Below are 19649 nucleotides of genomic sequence, written 5' to 3'. Positions count from 1 at the left end.
TCATCGAAAGCGTCCTGGAACGCCGCGCAAGGCCGCGCAGTCTAGCCGATCCGCTAGCGATTCGGTATTGAGCGGGCGTTCAATGATATTTGAAGCCCGGCGGGCGCGCCGTTATACTGCGCGGTTTTCCAATCGGCTGCCCGATTCTCGCTGGCCTTACAGGCCACTCCATCCGCCCTCTCGCCACGCCAGGAGGCTCCGTGAACGCAAGCCCCCTCTCGCTCGCGAACGCTCAGCATTGATGCCGACATCGTCATCCCCGATCGTCCATCAGTGATCGCCCTTCTGACGCCAATGGCGTTGAAATGCTCGCTCATCCCGACTCTCAAGCTGGCGCTTTTGCTCGCCGGTTGACGTGATGACATCCCAATTAAAGGCTACCCATGACCCAACCCGACCATTCTTCTCCATCAGAGACCAGCACCACCGGTTCGCGCCTGGGCGATCCGGTGGTGCTGATCTTGAGCATCGGCTTCATCGTCGCCTTCGTTGCCCTGTCGCTGTATGACATCGACATGGTCGCCAACGGCATCAGCGCCGGTTTCGCCTGGACCGCTCGTACCCTGGGCTCCTACTTCCAACTGCTGCTGCTGCTGACCTTCTTCATTGGCATGGGCGTTGCCATGTCGCCGGCTGGCGCCGCCAAGGTGGGCAATCTTCAGACCCCGGAGATCAGCACCTTCAAGTGGTTGTCGATGATCATGTGCACCCTGCTCGCGGGCGGTGGCGTGTTCTTCGCCGCCGGTGAGCCGGTCTATCACTTCGTGGTCACGCCGCCGGCCTTCGACACCGAGGCGGGTACCGTGGACGCCGTCGCCGGTGCCCTGGCCCAGTCCTTCATGCACTGGGGCTTTCTGGCCTGGGCGGTGCTCGGCACGCTAACCGCCGTGGTGATGGCGCATGCCCACTACGTGAAAGGCCAGCCGATGCAGCCGCGTACCCTGCTGACCCCGGTGCTCGGCGAGCGTCTGATGAGCGGCCCGCTGGGCGGCGTGGTCGACGCCCTGTGCGTGATCGCCGTGGTCGCCGGTACCGTGGGCCCGATTGGCTTCCTGGCCACTCAGGTCAGTTTTGGCCTGCATGAGCTGTTCGGCTTGCCGCAAGGCTATGGCACTCAACTGGCCGTATTGGCTGCGCTGGGGGCGATTTACGTCACCTCGGCGATGACCGGCATCCATCGCGGCATCCAGCTGCTCAGCCGTTTCAACGTCTTCCTGGCGCTGGTGATTGCCGCGGTGATCTTCGTCTTTGGCCCGACCCTGTTCCTGACCGATGCCTTCACCCAGGGCTTTGGTACCTACCTGAGCTCCTTCTTCACGATGGCCACCATGACCGCCGAAACGGCGCCGGACTGGTGGATGAAGTGGTGGACGGTGTTCTTCTTCGCTTGGTTCATCGGCTATGGCCCGCTGATGGCGATCTTCGTCGCCCGCATTTCGCGCGGCCGCACCATTCGCCAGATGATTCTCGCCGTGGCGGTGATGGCCCCGGTGGCCACGACCCTGTGGTTCACCCTACTGGGTGGCTCGGGCATCTTCTACCAGCTCAACGGCGTGATCGACCTGACCGAAGCGCTGAACAACTTCCAGTTCGATGTGGCGACCCTGACCGTGGCCCAGGCGCTGCCGGGTGGCACGCTGATGGCGCTGGCGATCTTGCTGCTGACCACCATCTTCGTCGCCACCACCGGTGACTCGATGAGCTACGCGATCTCCGTGGTGGGCGCCGGCCACGACGCGCCGAACCCGCTGATCCGTGCCTTCTGGGGCATTGCCATGGCGATCATGGCGGCGATCCTTCTGTACATGGGCGCCGGTCAGATCAGCGCGCTGCAGCAGTTCATCGTGATTACCGCCATCCCGGTATCGCTGGTGCTGCTGCCCTCGCTGTGGACCGGCCCCAAGGCCGCCTACGCCATGGCCCGCGAACAGGGGCTGATCGACCAGCCCAGCAAGCGCGAGGCTTGATCGACATAGGCGGTCGCGTCGCTGCTTAGGCACCGCTGGTTGCCACGGCGTCTGTCAGCACAGCCCAATAGAAAGCCGGCCCCGACGAGGGGCCGGCTTTTTCATGGCGGCTACACCACCGATCTTTCACGAGCTTCTGGCGCTTCCCCAAAATTCGAGCAGCATATCGATAAAGAGCTGTGCGGTGCTGGAAATACTGTGGGTATTACTCCTCACTAGGCCGATGGTGCGCTGAATGCTGGGCTCGGGCAGCTCACGTGAGCAGAGGGTGTCATGGCCAGGTCCAGGCATGGTCATCTTGGGCAGAATGGCCACGCCAAGACCCGATTCGACCAGGCCGAGCGAGGTCGACAAGTGCTGGACCTCGTAGAAGCTGTTCAACCGGATGCCCTCTGCAGAGAGGGTGTTGTCCAACAGCATCCGGTTGCCACTGTCCCGGCTCACGGTAATCAGCCTGACCTGCTCCAGGTCTGTCCACTCGATGCCGTCTTTATCCGCGAGGGGGTGATCGGAACGCAGCGCCAGGACAAAGGGGTCCCGCAGTAGTGGTGTGAAGGAGACTTCCGGACTCTGGGCACTGAACATGTTGATGCCGAAGTCCGCCTCGCCGCTGATCACCCTTTCCAGGCCTTCCTTGGCACTCACATCGAGGATCCTGATGCGGATGCCTGGCCATGCCTCGCTGAACCCGCGGATCACGCTCGGTAGGAAATAGAAGGCCGCGGTGGGAATACAGGCAATGGTGACCGTGCCTTTCTGGTGCGTGGCCAATTCACGGATCCCCAGAATCGAGGATTCGTACTCCTCGATCATCCGCCTCGCGCGAGGGAGAAAGTCCGTGCCGATGGGGGTAAGCCGCGTTCGCCGGGTGGTGCGTTCCAGCAATTCGACCTCCAGCAGCTCCTCGAGCTTCTGAATGCGTCGAGAAAGCGCCGGCTGAGAAAGGTGCAGGCGCTGCGCGGCCTCGTGGAAGGAACCTAACTCTGCGACCTGAATAAAGGCTTGTAGATCAAGAAACTCTAGCCGATGTTGCATAACCGGACTCTTGCATGGAGTGGTAGCGACTAATAACCATAGCACATTAATGTGTTATTAATATCAGTATGCGTATTTCTTTGCATTTGAAGCATTAAAGGGGCGCTGACATGCTCATATCACAACTTCTAAACGCGATATGGCATGACGACGATGAACAGCATTCCCTGCATGATCATGCGTGGTGGCACTTCCCGTGGCCCTTTCCTGCGGATGAAGGACCTTCCCGACAGCCAGGAAGCACAAGCCGAAATCCTGCTTAATCTCATGGGATCCGGCCACGCTCTCCAGATAGATGGCATTGGCGGAGGGGACCCGCTAACTAGCAAGGTCGCTATCGTCGAGCGTTCCTCCCACCCAGGCGCGGATGTCGACTACCTGTTCGCGCAGGTCGATGTGCTCAACCGGCGCGTCGACTTCAACCCAAACTGCGGCAACATGCTCTCTGCCGTGGGGCCTTATGCGCTGGAGACGGGGCTGGTAGAGCCTCAGGAGGGCACCACCGTCGTTCGCGTTCGCAACCTCAATACCCAGCGGCTGATCGAGTGTCACGTGCCGACGCCAGGCCGTCAGGTCGCCTACGAGGGCGATACGCATATCAGCGGGGTCCCGGGTGGCGCTGCCGGCATTCAGCTAAGTTTCCTCGATATCGTCGGGACCAAGACCGGTGCGCTGTTGCCGACCGGGCAGGCCACCGACACCATCGATGGCATCGAGGTGACCTGCCTGGATGCAGCCACCCCCATCATGATGATCAAGGCAGCCGACCTGGGCCTCAGCGGCCGCGAATCCCCTGAGGAGCTGGACGAAAATCACGAAATGCTGAAGCGGCTGGAGCTCATTCGTCGCGAGGCAGGGCAGCGAATGGGGCTGGGGGATGTCAGCCAGAGTGTCTTGCCCAAGCCCGTGTTGCTGTCGGCACCGTCAAGCGACAGCGATACGCTATGCACCCGCTACTTCGTGCCCCACCGCTGCCACAAGGCCATTGCCGTCACGGGGGCCATTGCAGTGGCTTCGGCCATCAGTGTTCCAGGTACCGTAGCCAATCAAATTGCGATTGAAGCGGGAAAAGTGTCGGCCATAGGCCGGCTGGCGCAAGTCAGGCTGGAGCACCCTTCCGGGTTCATCGACCTGGATGTGGAGCACCGCCAAGGGAACCCTGCCGATATCGCACGCGTTTCCCTCATTCGCACCGCCAGGAAGATCATGAGTGGAGACATTTTCTACTCGCTTCCCTCTGTCCCCAGTACGGATATGAACATATCAAAAGCGGGTTAACCCCATATGTCCGCTGGGATGCCATTCATCAACCACGATAACTACAACACGCTAGGAGTAACGCCATGAAAATCAACAAGACTGCAACGTCACGCCTCTCGCTCGGGCGACTCAAGAAAGCCGCTCTGCTCGGGGTGGCGATCGCCGGCCTGGGGCTGGCCAGCGCTTCACAGGCGCAAGATGTCGAGGTGCCCGGTAACATCAAATGGACCATTCCCTTTGGCGTCGGCGGCGGCACGGATGTCTGGGCACGCTTCTTCTCTCCCTGGCTCAGCGAATCCCTGCCGGGCGAGCCGACCATCATGATCGATAACGTGCCCGGTGGCGGCTCCATCAATGGCGCCAATCTGTTCTCCGTACGCGCCAAGTCGGATGGCAGCGACTGGTTGGGCACCTCCGCTTCGACTCAGTATCCGGCCATGCTCGACGATCCGCGCGTTCGCTACGACTACAGCGATTGGACGCCCATCCTGGCCACTCCGACGGGTGGGGTGGTCTATGCCCAACCCAGTCTTGGCGAAACGGCCGATAGCGCGATGGATGCTCTGCTGGCACAGCCGGTCAAGCTGGCGGCGCAGAACCCCACCGGTGTTGAGCTGCCGGTGTTGATCGCCCTGGACATGCTGGGAGCCGACGTACAGGCCGTATTCGGCATGCGTAGCCGCGGCGAGGGCCGCCTGGCCTTCGAACGCGGCGAGGCCGATATCGACTTCCAGACCACGTCCGCTTACCTGAGCAACGTCGAGCCCTTGGTCGAGGCCGGCAAGGCGGTGCCGCTGTTCTCGCTCGGGGTATTGAACGATGAAGGCAAGATCGTCCGTGACCCGGCCTTCCCTGACCTGCCTACCTTCAATGAGGTTTATCAAGCTCGTCATGGTGAAGCGCCGTCGGGCAACGCCTACGAGGCGTTCCGCAAGTTCTTTGCCTCCGGCTATGCCCTGCAGAAGTTGATCATGGTGCCCAAGGATACGCCGCAAGGCCTGGTCGACACTTACCGTCAGGCGGCGCGCGACTTTGTGCATACCGATGCCTTCAAGAAGGCCGCCGACGCTCAACTGGGGCCCTATACGCCGGTGATCGGCGATACCGTCCAGCGCCATCTCGATGATGCCATGTCGATTGATGATGCCACCCGCGACTGGCTGGCCGACTGGCTGCAGAAAGAGCACGGCGCCAAGATCTGACGCCGCGGAATGTGCCGGCCCGCTAGGGCCGGTACCTCCGGCTCCTCCCGATCAAACATATAAGAGCCATACGCCATGCTCGATATATTTCTCTCCAGCCTGGGGCATCTGTTCACCTTGCCCCATCTGCTCTTTATGGTGCTGGGTGTGCTGGTCGGCCTCGTCGTCGGCATCATTCCCGGTCTTGGGGGCATCGCCGGCATGTCGCTGCTGCTGCCCTTCCTCTATGGGATGGACCAGACCGTGGCCCTTGGCATGCTAATGGGTTTGGTCGCGGTGATTCCCACGGGCGATACCTTTGCCTCGGTGCTGTTAGGCATCCCCGGCTCCAGCGCCTCTCAGGCGACCGTCATCGACGGCTTCTCGCTGGCTAAGCGCGGCCAGGCGGCCAGGGCGCTTTCCAGCGCCTTTCTGTCTTCGATGATCGGGGGCCTGATCGGTGCCGTCGTCTTGACGGGCTTTATCTTGATCGCGCGTCCGCTGGTGCTGTCCTTCTCGTCTTCTGAACTGTTCATGCTCACCCTGCTGGGCCTGTCGATGGTTGCCGTGCTCTCTGGACGCGACCTCTTCAAGGGGCTCGCCGCCTGCGGCCTGGGCCTGCTGGTGGGCGCCATCGGTATGGCACCGGCCACCGGTGAATTTCGCATGAATTTCGGGCTCGACTATCTCTACGACGGCCTGCCGCTGGTCGTCGTGGGTCTTGGGGTCTTCGCCCTCCCGGAGATCGTGGACCTGCTGGTCAAGCGAGGCTCCATCGCCGAAGAGCCCTGCAATCTTGGCGAAGGCTGGCGGCAGGGCATCCGCGATGTCCGTGAACAGCGGGGTCTCGTCGCGCGCTGTGCCGCTATCGGCAGCCTGATCGGCACCATTCCCGGCCTGGCCGGCTCGGTGGTCGACTGGCTGACCTATGGCCATGCCGTGCAAAGCGCCAAAGACAAGTCTCAATTCGGCAAGGGGGATATCCGCGGCGTGATCGCCCCCGAGTCTGCCAACAATGCCTGCGCCTGCGGCGCCATGGTGCCGACCCTGCTGTTCGGCGTGCCCGGCTCGGGCACGGCCGCGGTATTCCTGGGTGGACTGCTGCTGCTCGGGCTTCAGCCCGGTGTCGGCATGATCGAGACGCACCTCGACCTGACCTACACCATCATCTGGTCGCTGGCGCTGGCCAATATTCTGGGGGCCGCGCTGTGTCTGATACTGGCTCGCCCGGTGTCGCGCCTGACCCAGGTGCCCTTCGCCACCCTGGCACCCTTGATCACCGTGTTGATCATGTTCGCCGCCTTTCAGGCCACCCGCTCTACCGGGGATCTGCTCGCCCTGGGAGCGGTCGGCGTCCTGGGGGTCCTGTTCAAGCAGGCCAACTGGTCACGCCCCGCCTTCCTGATCGGTTTCGTGCTGGCGCCGGGGGCTGAGGGGTATTTCTACCAGGCGGTGCAGTTCCAGGGCGCGAGCGCCTTCATGCGTCCTGGCGTCTTGATCATCGGCGCCATGATCCTGGCGGCCCTGTTCATTCCCATGCTGTGGTCGCTCTGGCTCAAGCGTCGCCAAGCCGCTTCAGGCGGTGCCGAAGCCAGCGCCAAAGTAGAACCGCCTACGCTTGGCTACATCGACATCGTGCTCTTCGTCGCCCTGCTGGGTACGGCGGTCGTCGCCTGGCTCAATGTGGCCGATCTGACCTTGATCGGTGGCATCATGCCCAAGCTGGCCATCGCGATTCTCGCCGTTTCCTGCCTGCTGGAGATCGCCCGGTGCCTGATACTCAGGCCTCAGTGGCAGCCTCAAGCCTTCGGGCTGCAGGGCCTGTGGCTGTTTGGCTTCTTTGCCCTGGTCGGTGCCATGCTGCTTCTCGGCTTCATCACCGCTGCGACGCTGTTCTGCTTCGTGTTCCTGCTGACCATCGCGCGTCTCAAGACCTGGGTGGCGGCCGTCATGGCGCTTGGCGTCACGGCCTTCCTGGTGGGCATGGCCGAGTTCTTGACCCTGACCTATCCGAGCGGGCTGCTGGATCCCTTGCTGTTCGGCTGAACCAGTCCCGTCACGCAGGCTCACCGCGGGCCGGCGACCATTTGCCGGCCCGCGTCTCGAGAGCCGATATCAGCCCCGCCGCTTCTCAGCCGGCGGGGCTTTCTTTTGTGGCAGAACGCCTTGCGACAAGCCAAGGCTCGGGGGCATACCGTGAGTCGGTCTGGCGGGTCTTGGTATAGTGGCCATTTTTCTTGGCCAATGGATGGCGCCCATGTCCTTGCTAGACCTGCTCTCTCCTTTGCCTGGCGGGCTCAACCTGAGCCTGGTGGCACTGTCTGTTCTGACATCGATGATCTCGGCGAGCGCTGGCATCGGCGGTGGCACCCTGCTGATTAGCGCCATGGCGCAGGTGATGCCGGCAGCGGCACTGATTCCGGTTCACGGTATGGTGCAACTGGGCTCCAATGCCGGCCGCGCCAGCATGACGTGGCGGCATATCGACCGCCGGGTGATCGCCGCCTTCCTGCCTGGGGTGGTGCTTGGCGCCTTGCTGGCCGCCTGGCTGCTGGTGCGTCTGCCCTCGGGTGTGCTGGAGCTCACTATTGCTGGCTTCGTGCTGTTCTCTTGCTGGGGGCCGGCGCCATCGGCCCGGGCGCTGGGGCGCGTTGGCACCATGCTGGCTGGCGCCCTGACGACCCTGCTGTCGAGCCTGGTGGGCGCCAGTGGCCCACTGGTCGGCTCCTTCATCAAGCATTCCCAGTCCGAGCGAATGGCACGAGTGGCGACTTTTTCCGCCTGCATGAGCCTTCAGCATCTCACCAAGGCGTTCGTGTTCGGGGTGGCAGGCTTCGTTTTCCACGACTGGCTGGGGCTGATGGTGGCCATGATCGTGGCGGGGCTCGTTGGCACCTGGCTTGGCCTGCGTCTGCTCAAGCGGCTCAGCGATGCGCGCTTCGATGGGCTCTTCAAGTGGGTGCTGACCCTGCTGGCGCTGCGCCTGGCTTGGCTCGGTGCCGAGCGGCTGTTGGGCTAACTCAGGCACGGCCTATGTTGGTGCGCCCTTGGCATCGAGGTCGCAGGAATAAACACACCGCCCCGCTACATAGGTCCGCTGTGGGGTGAGGGTGGGATCAAGCAGGGTCATATCGGCATCGAAACCCACGGCCAGGCGGCCCTTGTGTCCGTCGAGCCCCAGCACCCTGGCCACGTTGCCCGAGATCAGCCCCAGCGCCTGATCGATTGGCAGCACTTGCTCCTGTACCAGGCGCTGCCAGTCGGCGATCAGGGTGGCGTTGCCCGCCACTCGCATGCCAATATACCCGCCCTGGGCGTCGAACTCGGGCAGGCTACCGTTGCAGTCGGAGCTCATGGTGATGTGCTCGACCGGCACGCCACGCTGCAGCAGTCGCGTCACCGCGCCGAAGCCGCTCAGATCGTCATCGTCGGCATCGTCGAAGGCGGTGACATCAACGCAGGCCTTGAAGGTCAGCGCATAGTCGGCGGCCTCCTCCAGCAGGTTGCGATGGCGGTTTACGTGGGTGGGAATTACCTGCTCGGCGGGAATTTCGGTCTCGCTGAGCAGCCGGCGCAGTGGCTCGAGCCCGCGCGCGCCGTCGCCGACATGGAAGTGGCAGATGCCGCGCTTGCCGGCCAGCATGGCACCAACCCTTACCTCGCTGACCAGCCGTTCGATCTCGTCCTGCCGGGGCTGACTCGAGCGGTGATCCGAGATCGCGATCTCACCCAGACCGATGATCTCGGGTATCCAGGCCAGGTCGCGCTGCAGGTCGCCGGTGAGGGTCGGCGGCGGCACGCGATAGGAGCCGGTGTACATGTAGGCGGCGATGCCCTCGGCGCGCAGCCCACGCACCTTGGCCAGCAGGTCCGCCGGCGAACGGCTGATGCCGTCGGTGCCGAGCACCCCCACCACGGTGCCGATGCCCCTAGCGGCGATCGCGTGAGCGGTGATTTCCGGGCAGCGCGACCCGCAGCCGCCTTCGCCGCCCCCGCCGGTCACGTGCACATGCTGATCGATGAAGGCGGGTACGGCGATCAGTCCCGGCGCCTCCACGACCTGCACCGGCCAGCCCGCCGGCACGTCCAGGTCACGCCCCAGCGCGGCGATGCGGCCGCCGGCGATCAGGATCTCATTGGCATCGAGCCACTCAGGCGCCTGGATGCTGCCCACGCGCAACAGGGTCAACAGCCCCGCTTCCGGGGAAGGGTCGTTCAGCATGGGCGATTGCCTCGCAGGGCAGCGATATCGGAAGGCTCGGCCGCCATCGTGGCGGATGATGTTCGGCGCGCCTTGAGGCGCTCGAGTGTCCCGTCGACATCATCGATCAGCAGCACCAGCAGGTCGCCTTCGCTGGCCTCGTCGAAGGCTCGGCCGATGGCCTGTTCTTCGTCCATGAGGAGTTCGGTATGACATGCCCTCGGCACTGAAGCAGCGCCGTCGCGCAACAGTGCGCCGACCTCACCCTGAGGACGGCCGCGGGCATCGGTCTCGCAGAGGATGACGACATCGAGCATGGCGGACAGCCGTGCGCCCAGCTCGAAGAGATCCTCATCGCGGCGATTGCCCGGGGCGCTGGCCACGCCGATGCGTCGCTTGGCAGGTAGTGCGCTGACCAGCTCGGCCAGGGCATCGAGAGCCGGCACGTTGTGGCCGTAGTCGATCAGCACCTTGAGGCCGGCGGCCTCGATCAGGTTGGTACGCCCAGGGTTCTGGCCGGGCGTGGGGTGGAAAGTGGCCAAGCCCTGGCGGATATCGGCAAGCGACAGCCCCAGGGCGAAGGCGGCGGCGCTGGCGGCCAGGGCGTTGGCGACGTTGAAGCGGGCGTGGCCCGCGAAGGTGATCGGCACATCGGCGACGGAGATGATCTCGACTTCGACTCGGCCCTGACGCATGACCAGGTTGCCTTGGTGAACGGTGAAGGCCACTCCCTGGTTGTGAACATGCTGGCGAATGGCCTGGGAATCCGGGCTCAGGGTAAAGAGAATGCTGTCGCCCCGGGCCCATTCCTGCGCGGCCAGCACCCTTGGATCATCGGCATTGATCACGGCGGTGCCCTCCGGGCGTATGGCATCGATCACCACCGACTTGCAGCGTGCCAGTTCGTCGAGGGTATGAAGGTCATGCTCGCCGAGATGATCGCTTGCGATGTTGAGCAGCACGCCCACGTCGCAGGCATCGAAACCGAGCCCGCGGCGCATGATGCCGCCTCGTGCCACTTCGAGTACCGCACACTCCACCGTAGGCTCGCGCAGCACGGTCGCGGCGGCCAGGGGGCCGCTGTAGTCGCCGCGCATGATGACGTGGCTGTCGATCTCGATGGCGCCGGTGCAGGCCATGCCCACCTTGCGGCCCACCTGGCGTAGTAGATGCGAGAGCAGGCGCACCGTGGTCGTCTTGCCGTTGGTGCCGGTGACCGCGACGATAGGAATGCGCGCATCGCTGCCGCTATCCGGGAACAGCATGTCGATGACCGGCTGGCCGACATCCCGGCCCTGGCCGTGGGTGGGCGACAGGTGCATGCGAAAGCCGGGCCCGGCGTTGACCTCAACCACGGCGGCAGACTGCTCATCCAGCGGGCGGGTCAGGGTCTCGGCGAGCAGGTCGATACCGATGATGTCGAGCCCGACCAGTCGCGCGATGCGCTCCGCCGCATAGCGCACCTCCGGGTGCACGTCGTCGGTCACGTCGGTGGCGGTGCCGCCGGTGCTCAGGTTGGCGGTAGGCTTGAGGAAGACGATGTCGTCTGCGGCAATCACGCTCTCAAGGGTCAGGTGCTGCTGACCGATCATCCGCTGTGACTGCTCGTCGAGCTCGATCTGGGTCAGCAGGTTCTCGTGGCCGACGCCGCGTCGCGGGTCGGCGTTCTCCCGGTCGATCAACTCCTTGAGCGTGGCCCTGCCATCGCCGATCACATGGGCCGGGCGGCGCCGGGCGGCGGCCACCAGCTGGCCGTTGATGACCAGCAGGCGGTGATCCTCGCCGCTGATGCATTGCTCGACGATCACCGAAGAATGGCGGCGAGCGGCGATGTCGAAGGCGTCGCACAGCGCTTGGTCGTCCTCGACGCTGGTGCTCACGCCGCGACCATGGTTGCCGACCAGCGGCTTCACCGCCAGGGGATAACCGATGCGCCGTGACACCTCCAGCGCCTCATCGATGGTGGAGCACACCTCGCCTCTGGGTACCGGGATACCGGCATCGCCGAGCAGCTGCTTGGTCCATTGCTTGTCGTCGGCGATGCTGTAGCCGATCAGGTCCGTCTGGCAGGTCACCGTCGCTTGGATGCGCTGCTGGCGATAGCCATGGCCCAGCTGTATGTAGCTACTGTCGTCGGTGAGGCGCATATAAGGAATGCCACGACGCTCGGCGGCCTCGATGATTGAGGCCGTAGAAGGGCCCAGCATATGCGCATCGCGCACCGCCTTGAGACGGTCGATAATCGCCGGCAGGTCGATCTCCTGGCCATGAAAGAGGCGCCGGACCAGCTCGACGGCCTCCACGCCGGCCGCTAGGCCACTGGCCTCGTCGCGGTAGCGGTAGACGACGTTGTAGATCCCGGCCTCATAACTGTCGATGGTCTTGCCGTAGCCCACCGAGAAACCGATCAGGTTTTGCAGCTCGATCGCCACATGCTCGACCACATGACCGGCCCATGTGCCCCGGGCCAAGCGCTCCAGGAAGCCGCCGGGGCGGCCGAGCGAGCAACGATGCTCCTGCAGAGTCGGCAGTAGCTCGCTGAGTCGCTCGACGATACCGGGCACGGTATCGCTGGGGCGCTGCTCGAGCTCGCCGATGTCCAGGCGCATGAAGATGGTCAGGTAGCGGCTGTAGTAGTTGGGGCCCCGCAGGGCCCGGTGCTCGAGAATCTTCATATCGCGTTTGCCAGCACGGCGGCGAGCGCCTCGGGAATCAGGTAGCGACGCGCACCGAGATCGAAACCGTGGCCGCTGACCAGGGCATGCAGAATCATGTGCTCGATGGCTACCGGCTCTCCCATCGACAGCTCGGCGATGTTGGAACTCGCGAGATCACGGCTGTCGATGAGGATGACGTGCCCCGAGCCGATCGCCTCGAGGATGCCGTGAGGGTGGATGATCACGCCGGCATCCTCGCCGATGCCCACGCCCAGGTGTTCGGGGTTGCTAGCCGCGACCTCCATCAGGCGCGTGAAACGCCCGCGCTCGAGGAAATGGCTGTCGATGATCAGCCCCTCGACGAGCCCGAGGCCGAAGGTCATGTTGACGGCGCCTTTGCGAAGCGCATCCGCGGCGGCACCGTTGTAGATCATGGTGCCCGGCATCGCCGCGGCGCCGGCACTGGTGCCCGCCACCACCGCACCGGCCGCCAGGCGTTCGCGGATGGCCTGCAGCGTGGCCGAACCGCCCATCACATGGGTCAGGCGCAGCTGGTCGCCGCCGGTGAAGAAGATGACGCCGCTCTGCTCGATCAGCCGTACCGTCTCCGGGTCTGCCGCCTGCTGGCGGTCCTTTATGTCCAGCGAATGAATGCGGCTCGCCCCCAGACGGGTGAAAGCCGCCTCGTAGTCGGGCAGCACCTGGTCGGGGATGCCGCTCGCCGTAGCGATGACCGCAACCTCAGGGTTATCCACCGGCGCCAGGGCAAATACCCGTGTCAGTATTTCAAGATCCGAGGTTCTATCCTCGGCCCCCCCGATGGCCACCAAGTGGCCGGATACCGAGCCGAGACAATCCGTCATGGTCCCTTCGCCGCCTAGCGACGCATTTGAGAAAATACTGAGGTAGACGGCCCTGAAGCAGAAGGTGCTCAAGGAGTGGCCGTGGTCAAACCCAGCGGCGCCATCACTGGGGCCGGCTATGTTCTCTCAGCATAGTCGCCGTGAGGCGTCACACACCTTTATGATGTCCTTCGACGCTCGGTGATGGGCGCCTTTCGATGACTTGCCACCCGTGATAGCGCTCGCCACCATGATCGGCTAATGCGTCGGCCCGTCTATTCATCTGCCTTTTCTTCTGGCTAGCCCTTGATTGCCATGCCTCCTGATTCCTCACGCTCTGCTGCTGCAGGCAGCTCTCCTCCAAGCTCCGGGCCCGAGCGCCTCGGCTTCCTGCTGCTGCCGCGCTTCTCGATGATGGCCTTCTTCGCGGCCGTCGAGCCGCTGCGCATCGCCAACCGCATCAGCGGCCGGTCGCTCTACGACTGGACGCTGATCAGCGAGGACGGCGGCCCGGTGACGGCCTCCAACGGCATGACGCTGCTCGCCGACAAGGCGATTGAGGCCGTCCATCATTTGCCGGCGCTGGCGGTGTGCAGTGGCTTCGATCCCGAGGCGCATCAGAGCCGCGCCATCACCCGCTGGCTGAATCGTCTGGCTCAGGCCGGGTGTGTACTCGGTGGGCTGGATACCGGCTGTTTCGTGCTGGCCGCAGCAGGCTTGCTGAAAGGCGAGCGAGTGACCCTGCACTGGGAAAGTCTGCCGGCGTTTCGTGAGCGCTTTCCGTCGATTGCCACCAGCGATGAGCTGTTCGAGCTTGGCCCACGGCGCTTTTCCTGTGCCGGCGGTGCCGCGGCCATGGACATGGCGCTGGAAGTGATTGCCCGCCGCCACGGCCAGGCGTTGGCCATCGACGTCTCTGAGCAGCTAATCCATGAGCGCATGCGCACCCGCCGCGACCAGCAGCGCATGACCCTGGCGCGGCGGCTGGGCACCCACCGGAGGCATCTGGTCGATGCCGTGGCGCTGATGGAGCGCCACCTGGAAACCCCACTGACGCTTGCGACGGTGGCCGAGCGCAGCGGTGTGTCCGCGCGGCAGCTACAGCGCCTCTTCGAGCAGGAGCTGGGCGCCACACCCCGCCACTGGTACTTGAGACTACGCCTCGAACGCGCCCGCCAGCTGCTGGCCGAGACCGATCTGGATATTCTTTCCGTGGGGCTGGCCTGCGGCTTCACTAGCGCTTCGAGCTTCTCGCGAGCCTTTCGCCATCACTTCGCCAAGACCCCGCGGCAGATGCGCGAGGGATGAGTGGGCTTTATAGGTCCGCGTAACGCCCATCTTTGTAAGTCAGCGTCAGTATTTAGCGTTGCTTCATGTTGGATTCAGCCCGAAGACTGGGGTCGACTTGCCGCGAATGTGCGCAAGCGCCGCGAGAAGGTGCGTCAAGGCGGCGGTGAAAGATGGGTAGCGTACAACCTTCGCTGACGTTAACACCTGTTCGTCAGGCAAGCGTTTTGCCTCAAGCTTCCTTCAGACTCCCCTCGCTGGAGCCCTCTTGCCGTCGGCTAGCACTTCCCCTTGCTAGGTGTGCAGGGGGCTTTCACGCCCAAGTCATCCTGAGGCACTACCCTCAGGAATAGCGCCAGTCAAGGCGCTGCGCGCCATGCCTGGCGCAACATTAAAAAGCCTCTTTAAATGTGGAGGCTTAAAGGTAGAAGGAAAAGAGCTATATTAAGCCATAGCTTTCTCTTTTGTATCGTCCTCAAATGCGAAGTGCAGGTGGCCACCCAGCGCCGGACGGGAAAGGTTAACCAAGGCATCCAGGCTGAAGCGGTTAATACGGCCATTCACCAGATCATTCAAGCGAGGCTGAGTAATCCCCAGGCGCTCGGCTGCTACTTTCTGGGTTTCTCCCCACTCGGCCACGCGATCGGCAATCTTCCCCATAAGCTCGGCGCGAAGCCGCATGTTTTCTGCCTGTTCGGGGGTATCCTCGATGGCATCCCACACACTGCTAAAACGCTCATTCGCCATGTTATCTCTCCTATCGCACATGATGTGCGGGATGCGTGGGAGCCCCTATAAGGCTCCTCTTTTTAGTGGGGGCCCGCTTTGCTGGGCAGGTCCCTGTTCTACTCAACACCCCGGTTGTCCGGGTTTACGCCACTAGAAAAGCTCGCGATAACGTTGCTTGCCTAGCTCAATGTCACGCTTATCGGTCTGTTGCGACTTCTTCTGGAAGCAATGAAGGACATAGACTGCATCTCCTTGGCTTGCTACGTAGAAGACCCGATAAGCGCCAGATGTCTCTCTGACCTTGATCTCGATCACTCCGCGTCCCACATCCGGCATCGGTCGGTAGTGAACAGGCATCTTGCCTTGCTGCACCCGGCTAAGCTCATAGCCCGCCGTTTGCTTGGCATCATCTGGGAAGCTTCGTAGCTGATCCAACGAGTCGCCGCGAAACTCGATGGGCTTGTCTACTTCTGACATGGACCCTTCCCTTTACCTAGGTCACCTGTAGCTTATATCCGAGTCGATATAAAGGCAACTGAGAGCCTAACAGGAGAGAGCAGGCTGACATGCTACTGTCTGGCTTCTGACTAGAACCCAGATAGTGCTCAACCTACGAGCGATGACGGATGGCATGCGACGGTTACCTAAGGCCAAACGGCATTTTCACGACACCGGCCTACGCTTCAGGCTGGTGCGCTTCTCGTGATAAGCGATCGCCAGGCCACTGGCGATGATGATCAGGGTGCCGATATAGACCCACAGATCCGGCTGCTCATCCCAGAACCACCAGCCCAGCAGCACCGCCCAGACCATGGCGGTGTAATCAAAGGGTGCAGCAAGCGCCGCTGGAGCATGGCGAAAGGCCAAGGTGATGCTGGCCATGGCGCCGATGCCGAAGACACCGGCGGCCAGAAACCCCAACCAGTGCCAGGGCAAGGGCGTTTGCCAAACCCAGGGCAATAGAGCGCCGGTAACCAGCAGTGGCACAAGGGTCACATAGAAGACCATCGCCCACAGATATTCTCGGACCCCATAGCGTCGGGTGGTGATCATCACCAATGCGTAAAAGAGCGCGGTAGCTACTACCACCAGCGCCCCCGGTTGAAAGCTCTCCCCGCCAGGACGCACTACCACCAGTACCCCGAGGAATCCGACAATGGCGGCTGTCAGGGGCAAACGTTCAACTCGCTCGCCGAGCAGTGGCACCGAGAGCAGCGTCACGAAGAGTGGTGCGGCGAAGGCGATCGCAGTGGTCTCTGCCAGCGGTAGCAGCGTTAAGCTATACACGAAGCACAGCATCGCCGCAGTAGCCAATAAGCCACGTACTAGGTGCAAGCCCGGACGCTGGGTGGACAGCTTGCGAAGGCCGCCGCTGAAGTGGGCGATCAGGGCGATCAATGGAAGAGAAACCAGGGTACGGAAGAAGATAATCTGGACTGGCGAATGCACCTCGCCCAGCCACTTGGAAAGTGCATCACCCGCCGAAAAGCAAAACACTCCGGCACACATCCACAGAATGCCTTTCAATGACGGCGGCATATGCTCCTCCTTGATCCCGTTTTTTCGCATCCGCAACGGATCCGAAAAAGAAGGAGCTACCCTAACCGACCCCGCTATCTTCGTCGATGGAAGGGCCTGTTGGGTTAGGCGACCGCCGCTTTCGGGCGTCGCTTCGCCGACGTGATAGTGTACTGTCTGGCTTTCAACTAAACCCCGGACAGCCACCGCGACCAGGAGCGCCCGGGCCCGTGCCCGACAGGCCCCGACCCGACACCCTCGCCAGTCATTGAAACCCGGACAGTCTCGGGCCGCGCCGCCAACGACGCGGCGCACGGTTGCCAGCACCTGACCAGTGACGAGGTGCACCGGCTGATCCGTGCCGCCCGCGACAACCGCCATGGCCCGTGCGTGCACTGATACAGCGCCTGGCTTTCGAGCACGGCCTGCGAGTCTCGCCGCTGATCGACGGCTTCCGGCGCCTGCTGCATCGTCTCAGTGCACTGTCTTAACGGGGTGTCCACTGCTGTTGGGTAAGCTAAAGGAGCAGATAAGGTTGCTCGGGCATTGAAGCCGTGTAGAGGCGCGAGGGCGGTTTGCCTCCGGCAGGCACTTCGCCAAGCCCCGCAGCAGATGTGCGAGGGATGAGGGGGCTTTATAGGTCTGCGTAATGACAGTCGGTGTGGGTTAGGCGACCTCTCAGGGGGGCTGCGCTTAGCTTCAGTTGACGTTGAAAGATGAGCCGAGAAAGGATCGGCGCTCCCTTCTGACTATACTGGGTGGCCTAACGTCTTAGGAGGAAGAATCCCCTTTTACTAGCTCGAACCAATTCCGTTCGTAAAAATGCCGAACAGCAGAGATTACATCTTCTATATTTTTCCCATCGATGAAGTAGGCAAGTACGGGGCCACAATCCATGCTCTGTACCGAGTCGAGATCCTCCCATTCATCAAGCGTTGACCCATGGATTGCCCCGCGTACCGAACTACTGGTCGCCATATGCTTGGATTGATTGCACAGTTGTTGCAAAATTTTGAATTCTGGGAATTCGAAGATTTCACAATAGAACTGCTCCTCCGGCGTGTGCGGCTTTTTTTTGGGGGAGTACCCTGGTGCAATCCACTCCCTGAGGTGTGTGAAGCCAAACACTAAAAGGAGAAGATCTTCTACGCGCTTGTTCTTCTTCTCTCCGAAGCGTTTCTCAACCTGCTTCAAAAGGAGGAAAAGTGCTCGTGGAGATTTGAGGTCAAAGAAATCTGTGGTTTCGGTCATTATGTTTCCTATGGCGGTTTTATACTTCTTTAGGCTGTCGGTTATACTCCTGTGCTAGGAAGGGATGTGCTTGCTCAGGCTCGAATATGTACTTGGTGGCAGCTCACTAAGATCTGAAACTGGCCTGCAGCGTTACTAGCGCCTCAAGCTTTATTTTTGGGCCTTTCGCCAACACTTCGCCAAGACCCCGCGGCAGATGCGCGAGGGTTGAGGGCGTTTCTATCTTCCACCCGCCACATCGAGCAGGGCGCCAGTCGAGTAGGAAGCCTCATCCGAAAGCAACCATAGGATGGCGTTGGCGACTTCTTCAGCGGTGCCGCCACGCTGCATGGGCACGGCCCCTTTCACTCGATCTACCCGGTCCGGCTCACCGCCGCTGGCATGAATATCGGTATAGATAACGCCTGGGCGCACGGCGTTGACTCTGATTCCTTCGGCGGCGACCTCCTGTGCCAGTCCAAGAGTAAAGGTGTCGATGGCCCCTTTTGAGGCGGCATAGTCCACATACTCGTTGGGAGAGCCAAGCCGGGCGGCAGCGGAGGAGACATTGACGATCGCACCGCCCGCACCACCATTCGCGCTAGACATGCGGCGGACCGCTTCTCGTGCACAGAGAAAGCTGCCGATGACGTTGGTGGATAAAACACGGCTGAGGCGACCGGCATCCATTTGCTCTACGCGCATGTGCTCCTCCAAGACGCCAGCATTGTTGACCAATGCTGTGACCGCCCCCAAGGCTTCATCGACCTGTTCGAACAGGCGCACCACCTCGGCTTCAACACTCACGTCGGCTGCAAGTGCAATCGCTTCTCCACCTGCTTTAAGAATCTCATCGACAACGGCGGAAGCGGCGGCCTTGTTACGCAGATAGCTGATGCAAACCGCATAGCCCGATTGCGCCGCCAGGCGCGCCGTAGCGGCGCCAATTCCACGACTACCGCCGGTAATGATCAGCACCTTTTTCAATGAACCTTCCTCCATGATCGACATCTTTTCCATGTGATACCTGACGCTTCGGGGCTAATGCCGATGGAACGCGCTGACAGCACCATGGGTTGCGGAATGGAGACGAAGTCGCCCGCCAGTTGCCATCGTTTTTCCCCGTGATGGTTGCCTGACCATCATGCCATGGCTTTGAAATTCGGCAATGCAGCTACTCTGGAAAGCCATGCTTTTACAGCAGGATAGGCTTCCAGATCGAAGCCGCCCTCGTGAGCCACATGCGTGTAGGCATATAGCGAAATGTCTGCGGTGGTGACGTTATCTCCCGCTAGAAATGGCGTTTTACCAAGCTGCTGCTCCATCACTTTTAGCGCCTTGTGCCCGCCAGTTTGCTTGGATTCATACTCCTCTACCTTGTCGTCAGGCAGGCCGAGATATTTATTGATAAAACGTGCGACGGCGATAAATGGCTCATGGCTGTATTGCTCGAAGAACTGCCATTGCAGCACCTGAGCTTGCGCCCAACGTTCACTCGGGTAGAGGGGCGACCCACTGGCCAAGTAGTTGATGATGGCGTTTGACTCAGCAAGCGTTTTTCCCTGTTCCAACTCAAGCAAAGGGATTTTGCCATTAGGGTTTCTTGCCAAGAAATCATCATTCTTGGTCTCGTTAGCCAGGATATCGACATCGATCCATTCGTGGTCAATGTTCAGAAAATCACAAGCTAACTGAACTTTGTAGCAGTTGCCTGATTGTCTATCGCCATAAATTTTCATTCA

General features: G+C 61.9%; 16 protein-coding genes. 6 read left to right on the top strand and 10 right to left on the bottom strand.

What is annotated here, in order from left to right:
* The first annotated feature begins 383 nt into the window (after positions 1 to 383).
* A complete protein-coding gene (locus tag BLR71_RS16030; RefSeq protein ID WP_092528625.1) occupies positions 384 to 1967 on the top strand; it encodes a BCCT family transporter in 1584 nt (527 codons plus the stop codon).
* 126 nt (positions 1968 to 2093) lie between these two features.
* Here the strand turns inward: BLR71_RS16030 and BLR71_RS16025 are convergent, their stop codons facing one another.
* Positions 2094 to 3002, bottom strand: a complete 909-nt coding sequence (locus tag BLR71_RS16025; protein ID WP_092528623.1) for a LysR family transcriptional regulator — start codon at positions 3000 to 3002, stop codon at positions 2094 to 2096.
* Positions 3003 to 3146: 144 nt separating this feature from the next.
* Here BLR71_RS16025 and BLR71_RS16020 point away from each other — a divergent pair, with 144 nt between their 5' ends.
* The 4 genes from BLR71_RS16020 (at position 3147) to BLR71_RS16005 (ending at position 8462) form a co-directional block, all read left to right on the top strand.
* Positions 3147 to 4280, top strand: a complete 1134-nt coding sequence (locus tag BLR71_RS16020) for a 4-oxalomesaconate tautomerase (protein ID WP_217629351.1) — start codon at positions 3147 to 3149, stop codon at positions 4278 to 4280.
* A 65-nt stretch (positions 4281 to 4345) separates the two neighbouring features.
* Positions 4346 to 5464 carry a Bug family tripartite tricarboxylate transporter substrate binding protein gene (locus tag BLR71_RS16015; RefSeq protein WP_092528619.1) on the top strand — a complete coding sequence of 373 codons (1119 nt, stop codon included), beginning with the start codon at positions 4346 to 4348 and terminating at the stop codon, positions 5462 to 5464.
* A gap of 75 nt (positions 5465 to 5539) precedes the next feature.
* On the top strand, positions 5540 to 7489 hold the full coding sequence (locus BLR71_RS16010) for a tripartite tricarboxylate transporter permease (RefSeq protein WP_092528617.1): 1950 nt from the start codon (positions 5540 to 5542) through the stop codon (positions 7487 to 7489).
* 211 nt (positions 7490 to 7700) lie between these two features.
* Positions 7701 to 8462: a sulfite exporter TauE/SafE family protein gene (locus BLR71_RS16005; RefSeq protein WP_092528615.1), complete on the top strand. Its 762-nt coding sequence runs from the start codon at positions 7701 to 7703 to the stop codon at positions 8460 to 8462.
* Positions 8463 to 8474: 12 nt separating this feature from the next.
* On the opposite strand, the gene iadA is transcribed toward BLR71_RS16005, so the two are convergent.
* Genes iadA through BLR71_RS15990 form a run of 3 tightly spaced genes read right to left on the bottom strand, consistent with a single transcriptional unit; the run spans position 8475 to position 13164 of the window.
* Positions 8475 to 9665, bottom strand: coding sequence for a beta-aspartyl-peptidase (iadA, locus tag BLR71_RS16000; RefSeq protein WP_092528613.1), 1191 nt, complete (start codon positions 9663 to 9665; stop codon positions 8475 to 8477).
* Complete coding sequence (gene cphA / locus BLR71_RS15995) at positions 9659 to 12319, bottom strand: cyanophycin synthetase (protein WP_092528611.1); 2661 nt, start codon at positions 12317 to 12319, stop codon at positions 9659 to 9661. The genes iadA and cphA overlap by 7 nt, the downstream gene beginning before the upstream one ends.
* Positions 12316 to 13164, bottom strand: coding sequence for a cyanophycinase (locus BLR71_RS15990; RefSeq protein ID WP_092528609.1), 849 nt, complete (start codon positions 13162 to 13164; stop codon positions 12316 to 12318). Before BLR71_RS15990 ends, cphA begins: the two co-directional genes overlap by 4 nt.
* 294 nt (positions 13165 to 13458) lie before the next feature.
* Here BLR71_RS15990 and BLR71_RS15985 point away from each other — a divergent pair, with 294 nt between their 5' ends.
* Positions 13459 to 14451, top strand: a complete 993-nt coding sequence (locus tag BLR71_RS15985; RefSeq protein ID WP_092528607.1) for a GlxA family transcriptional regulator — start codon at positions 13459 to 13461, stop codon at positions 14449 to 14451.
* 423 nt (positions 14452 to 14874) lie between these two features.
* Here the strand turns inward: BLR71_RS15985 and BLR71_RS15980 are convergent, their stop codons facing one another.
* The 6 genes from BLR71_RS15980 to BLR71_RS15955 form a co-directional block, all read right to left on the bottom strand.
* Positions 14875 to 15177 carry a helix-turn-helix domain-containing protein gene (locus BLR71_RS15980; protein ID WP_092528605.1) on the bottom strand — a complete coding sequence of 101 codons (303 nt, stop codon included), beginning with the start codon at positions 15175 to 15177 and terminating at the stop codon, positions 14875 to 14877.
* 132 nt (positions 15178 to 15309) lie between these two features.
* On the bottom strand, positions 15310 to 15636 hold the full coding sequence (locus BLR71_RS15975) for a type II toxin-antitoxin system RelE/ParE family toxin (RefSeq protein ID WP_092528603.1): 327 nt from the start codon (positions 15634 to 15636) through the stop codon (positions 15310 to 15312).
* Between the two features lie 186 nt (positions 15637 to 15822).
* On the bottom strand, positions 15823 to 16698 hold the full coding sequence (locus tag BLR71_RS15970; protein ID WP_092528601.1) for a DMT family transporter: 876 nt from the start codon (positions 16696 to 16698) through the stop codon (positions 15823 to 15825).
* Between the two features lie 750 nt (positions 16699 to 17448).
* On the bottom strand, positions 17449 to 17928 hold the full coding sequence (locus tag BLR71_RS15965) for a hypothetical protein (RefSeq protein ID WP_092528599.1): 480 nt from the start codon (positions 17926 to 17928) through the stop codon (positions 17449 to 17451).
* A 219-nt stretch (positions 17929 to 18147) separates the two neighbouring features.
* Entirely contained in the window at positions 18148 to 18927 is a 780-nt protein-coding gene (locus tag BLR71_RS15960; protein WP_245696553.1) for an SDR family oxidoreductase, read from the bottom strand.
* Between the two features lie 122 nt (positions 18928 to 19049).
* Positions 19050 to 19646: a glutathione S-transferase family protein gene (locus tag BLR71_RS15955; protein WP_092528596.1), complete on the bottom strand. Its 597-nt coding sequence runs from the start codon at positions 19644 to 19646 to the stop codon at positions 19050 to 19052.
* Positions 19647 to 19649: the final 3 nt, after the last annotated feature.

Source organism: Onishia taeanensis (assembly GCF_900100755.1).
Taxonomy (GTDB): domain Bacteria; phylum Pseudomonadota; class Gammaproteobacteria; order Pseudomonadales; family Halomonadaceae; genus Onishia; species Onishia taeanensis.
Note: the sequence above shows the minus strand (reverse complement) of the source record. Positions and strands in the feature narration are given on the sequence as shown.

Coding starts and splice junctions, on each gene's coding strand:
- BLR71_RS16030 (WP_092528625.1), top strand. CDS start 384: ATGACCCAACCCGACCATTCTTCTCCATCAGAGACCAGCACCACCGGT.
- BLR71_RS16025 (WP_092528623.1), bottom strand. CDS start 3,002: ATGCAACATCGGCTAGAGTTTCTTGATCTACAAGCCTTTATTCAGGTC.
- BLR71_RS16020 (WP_217629351.1), top strand. CDS start 3,147: ATGACGACGATGAACAGCATTCCCTGCATGATCATGCGTGGTGGCACT.
- BLR71_RS16015 (WP_092528619.1), top strand. CDS start 4,346: ATGAAAATCAACAAGACTGCAACGTCACGCCTCTCGCTCGGGCGACTC.
- BLR71_RS16010 (WP_092528617.1), top strand. CDS start 5,540: ATGCTCGATATATTTCTCTCCAGCCTGGGGCATCTGTTCACCTTGCCC.
- BLR71_RS16005 (WP_092528615.1), top strand. CDS start 7,701: ATGTCCTTGCTAGACCTGCTCTCTCCTTTGCCTGGCGGGCTCAACCTG.
- iadA (WP_092528613.1), bottom strand. CDS start 9,665: ATGCTGAACGACCCTTCCCCGGAAGCGGGGCTGTTGACCCTGTTGCGC.
- cphA (WP_092528611.1), bottom strand. CDS start 12,319: ATGAAGATTCTCGAGCACCGGGCCCTGCGGGGCCCCAACTACTACAGC.
- BLR71_RS15990 (WP_092528609.1), bottom strand. CDS start 13,164: ATGACGGATTGTCTCGGCTCGGTATCCGGCCACTTGGTGGCCATCGGG.
- BLR71_RS15985 (WP_092528607.1), top strand. CDS start 13,459: ATGCCTCCTGATTCCTCACGCTCTGCTGCTGCAGGCAGCTCTCCTCCA.
- BLR71_RS15980 (WP_092528605.1), bottom strand. CDS start 15,177: ATGGCGAATGAGCGTTTTAGCAGTGTGTGGGATGCCATCGAGGATACC.
- BLR71_RS15975 (WP_092528603.1), bottom strand. CDS start 15,636: ATGTCAGAAGTAGACAAGCCCATCGAGTTTCGCGGCGACTCGTTGGAT.
- BLR71_RS15970 (WP_092528601.1), bottom strand. CDS start 16,698: ATGCCGCCGTCATTGAAAGGCATTCTGTGGATGTGTGCCGGAGTGTTT.
- BLR71_RS15965 (WP_092528599.1), bottom strand. CDS start 17,928: ATGACCGAAACCACAGATTTCTTTGACCTCAAATCTCCACGAGCACTT.
- BLR71_RS15960 (WP_245696553.1), bottom strand. CDS start 18,927: ATGGAAAAGATGTCGATCATGGAGGAAGGTTCATTGAAAAAGGTGCTG.
- BLR71_RS15955 (WP_092528596.1), bottom strand. CDS start 19,646: ATGAAAATTTATGGCGATAGACAATCAGGCAACTGCTACAAAGTTCAG.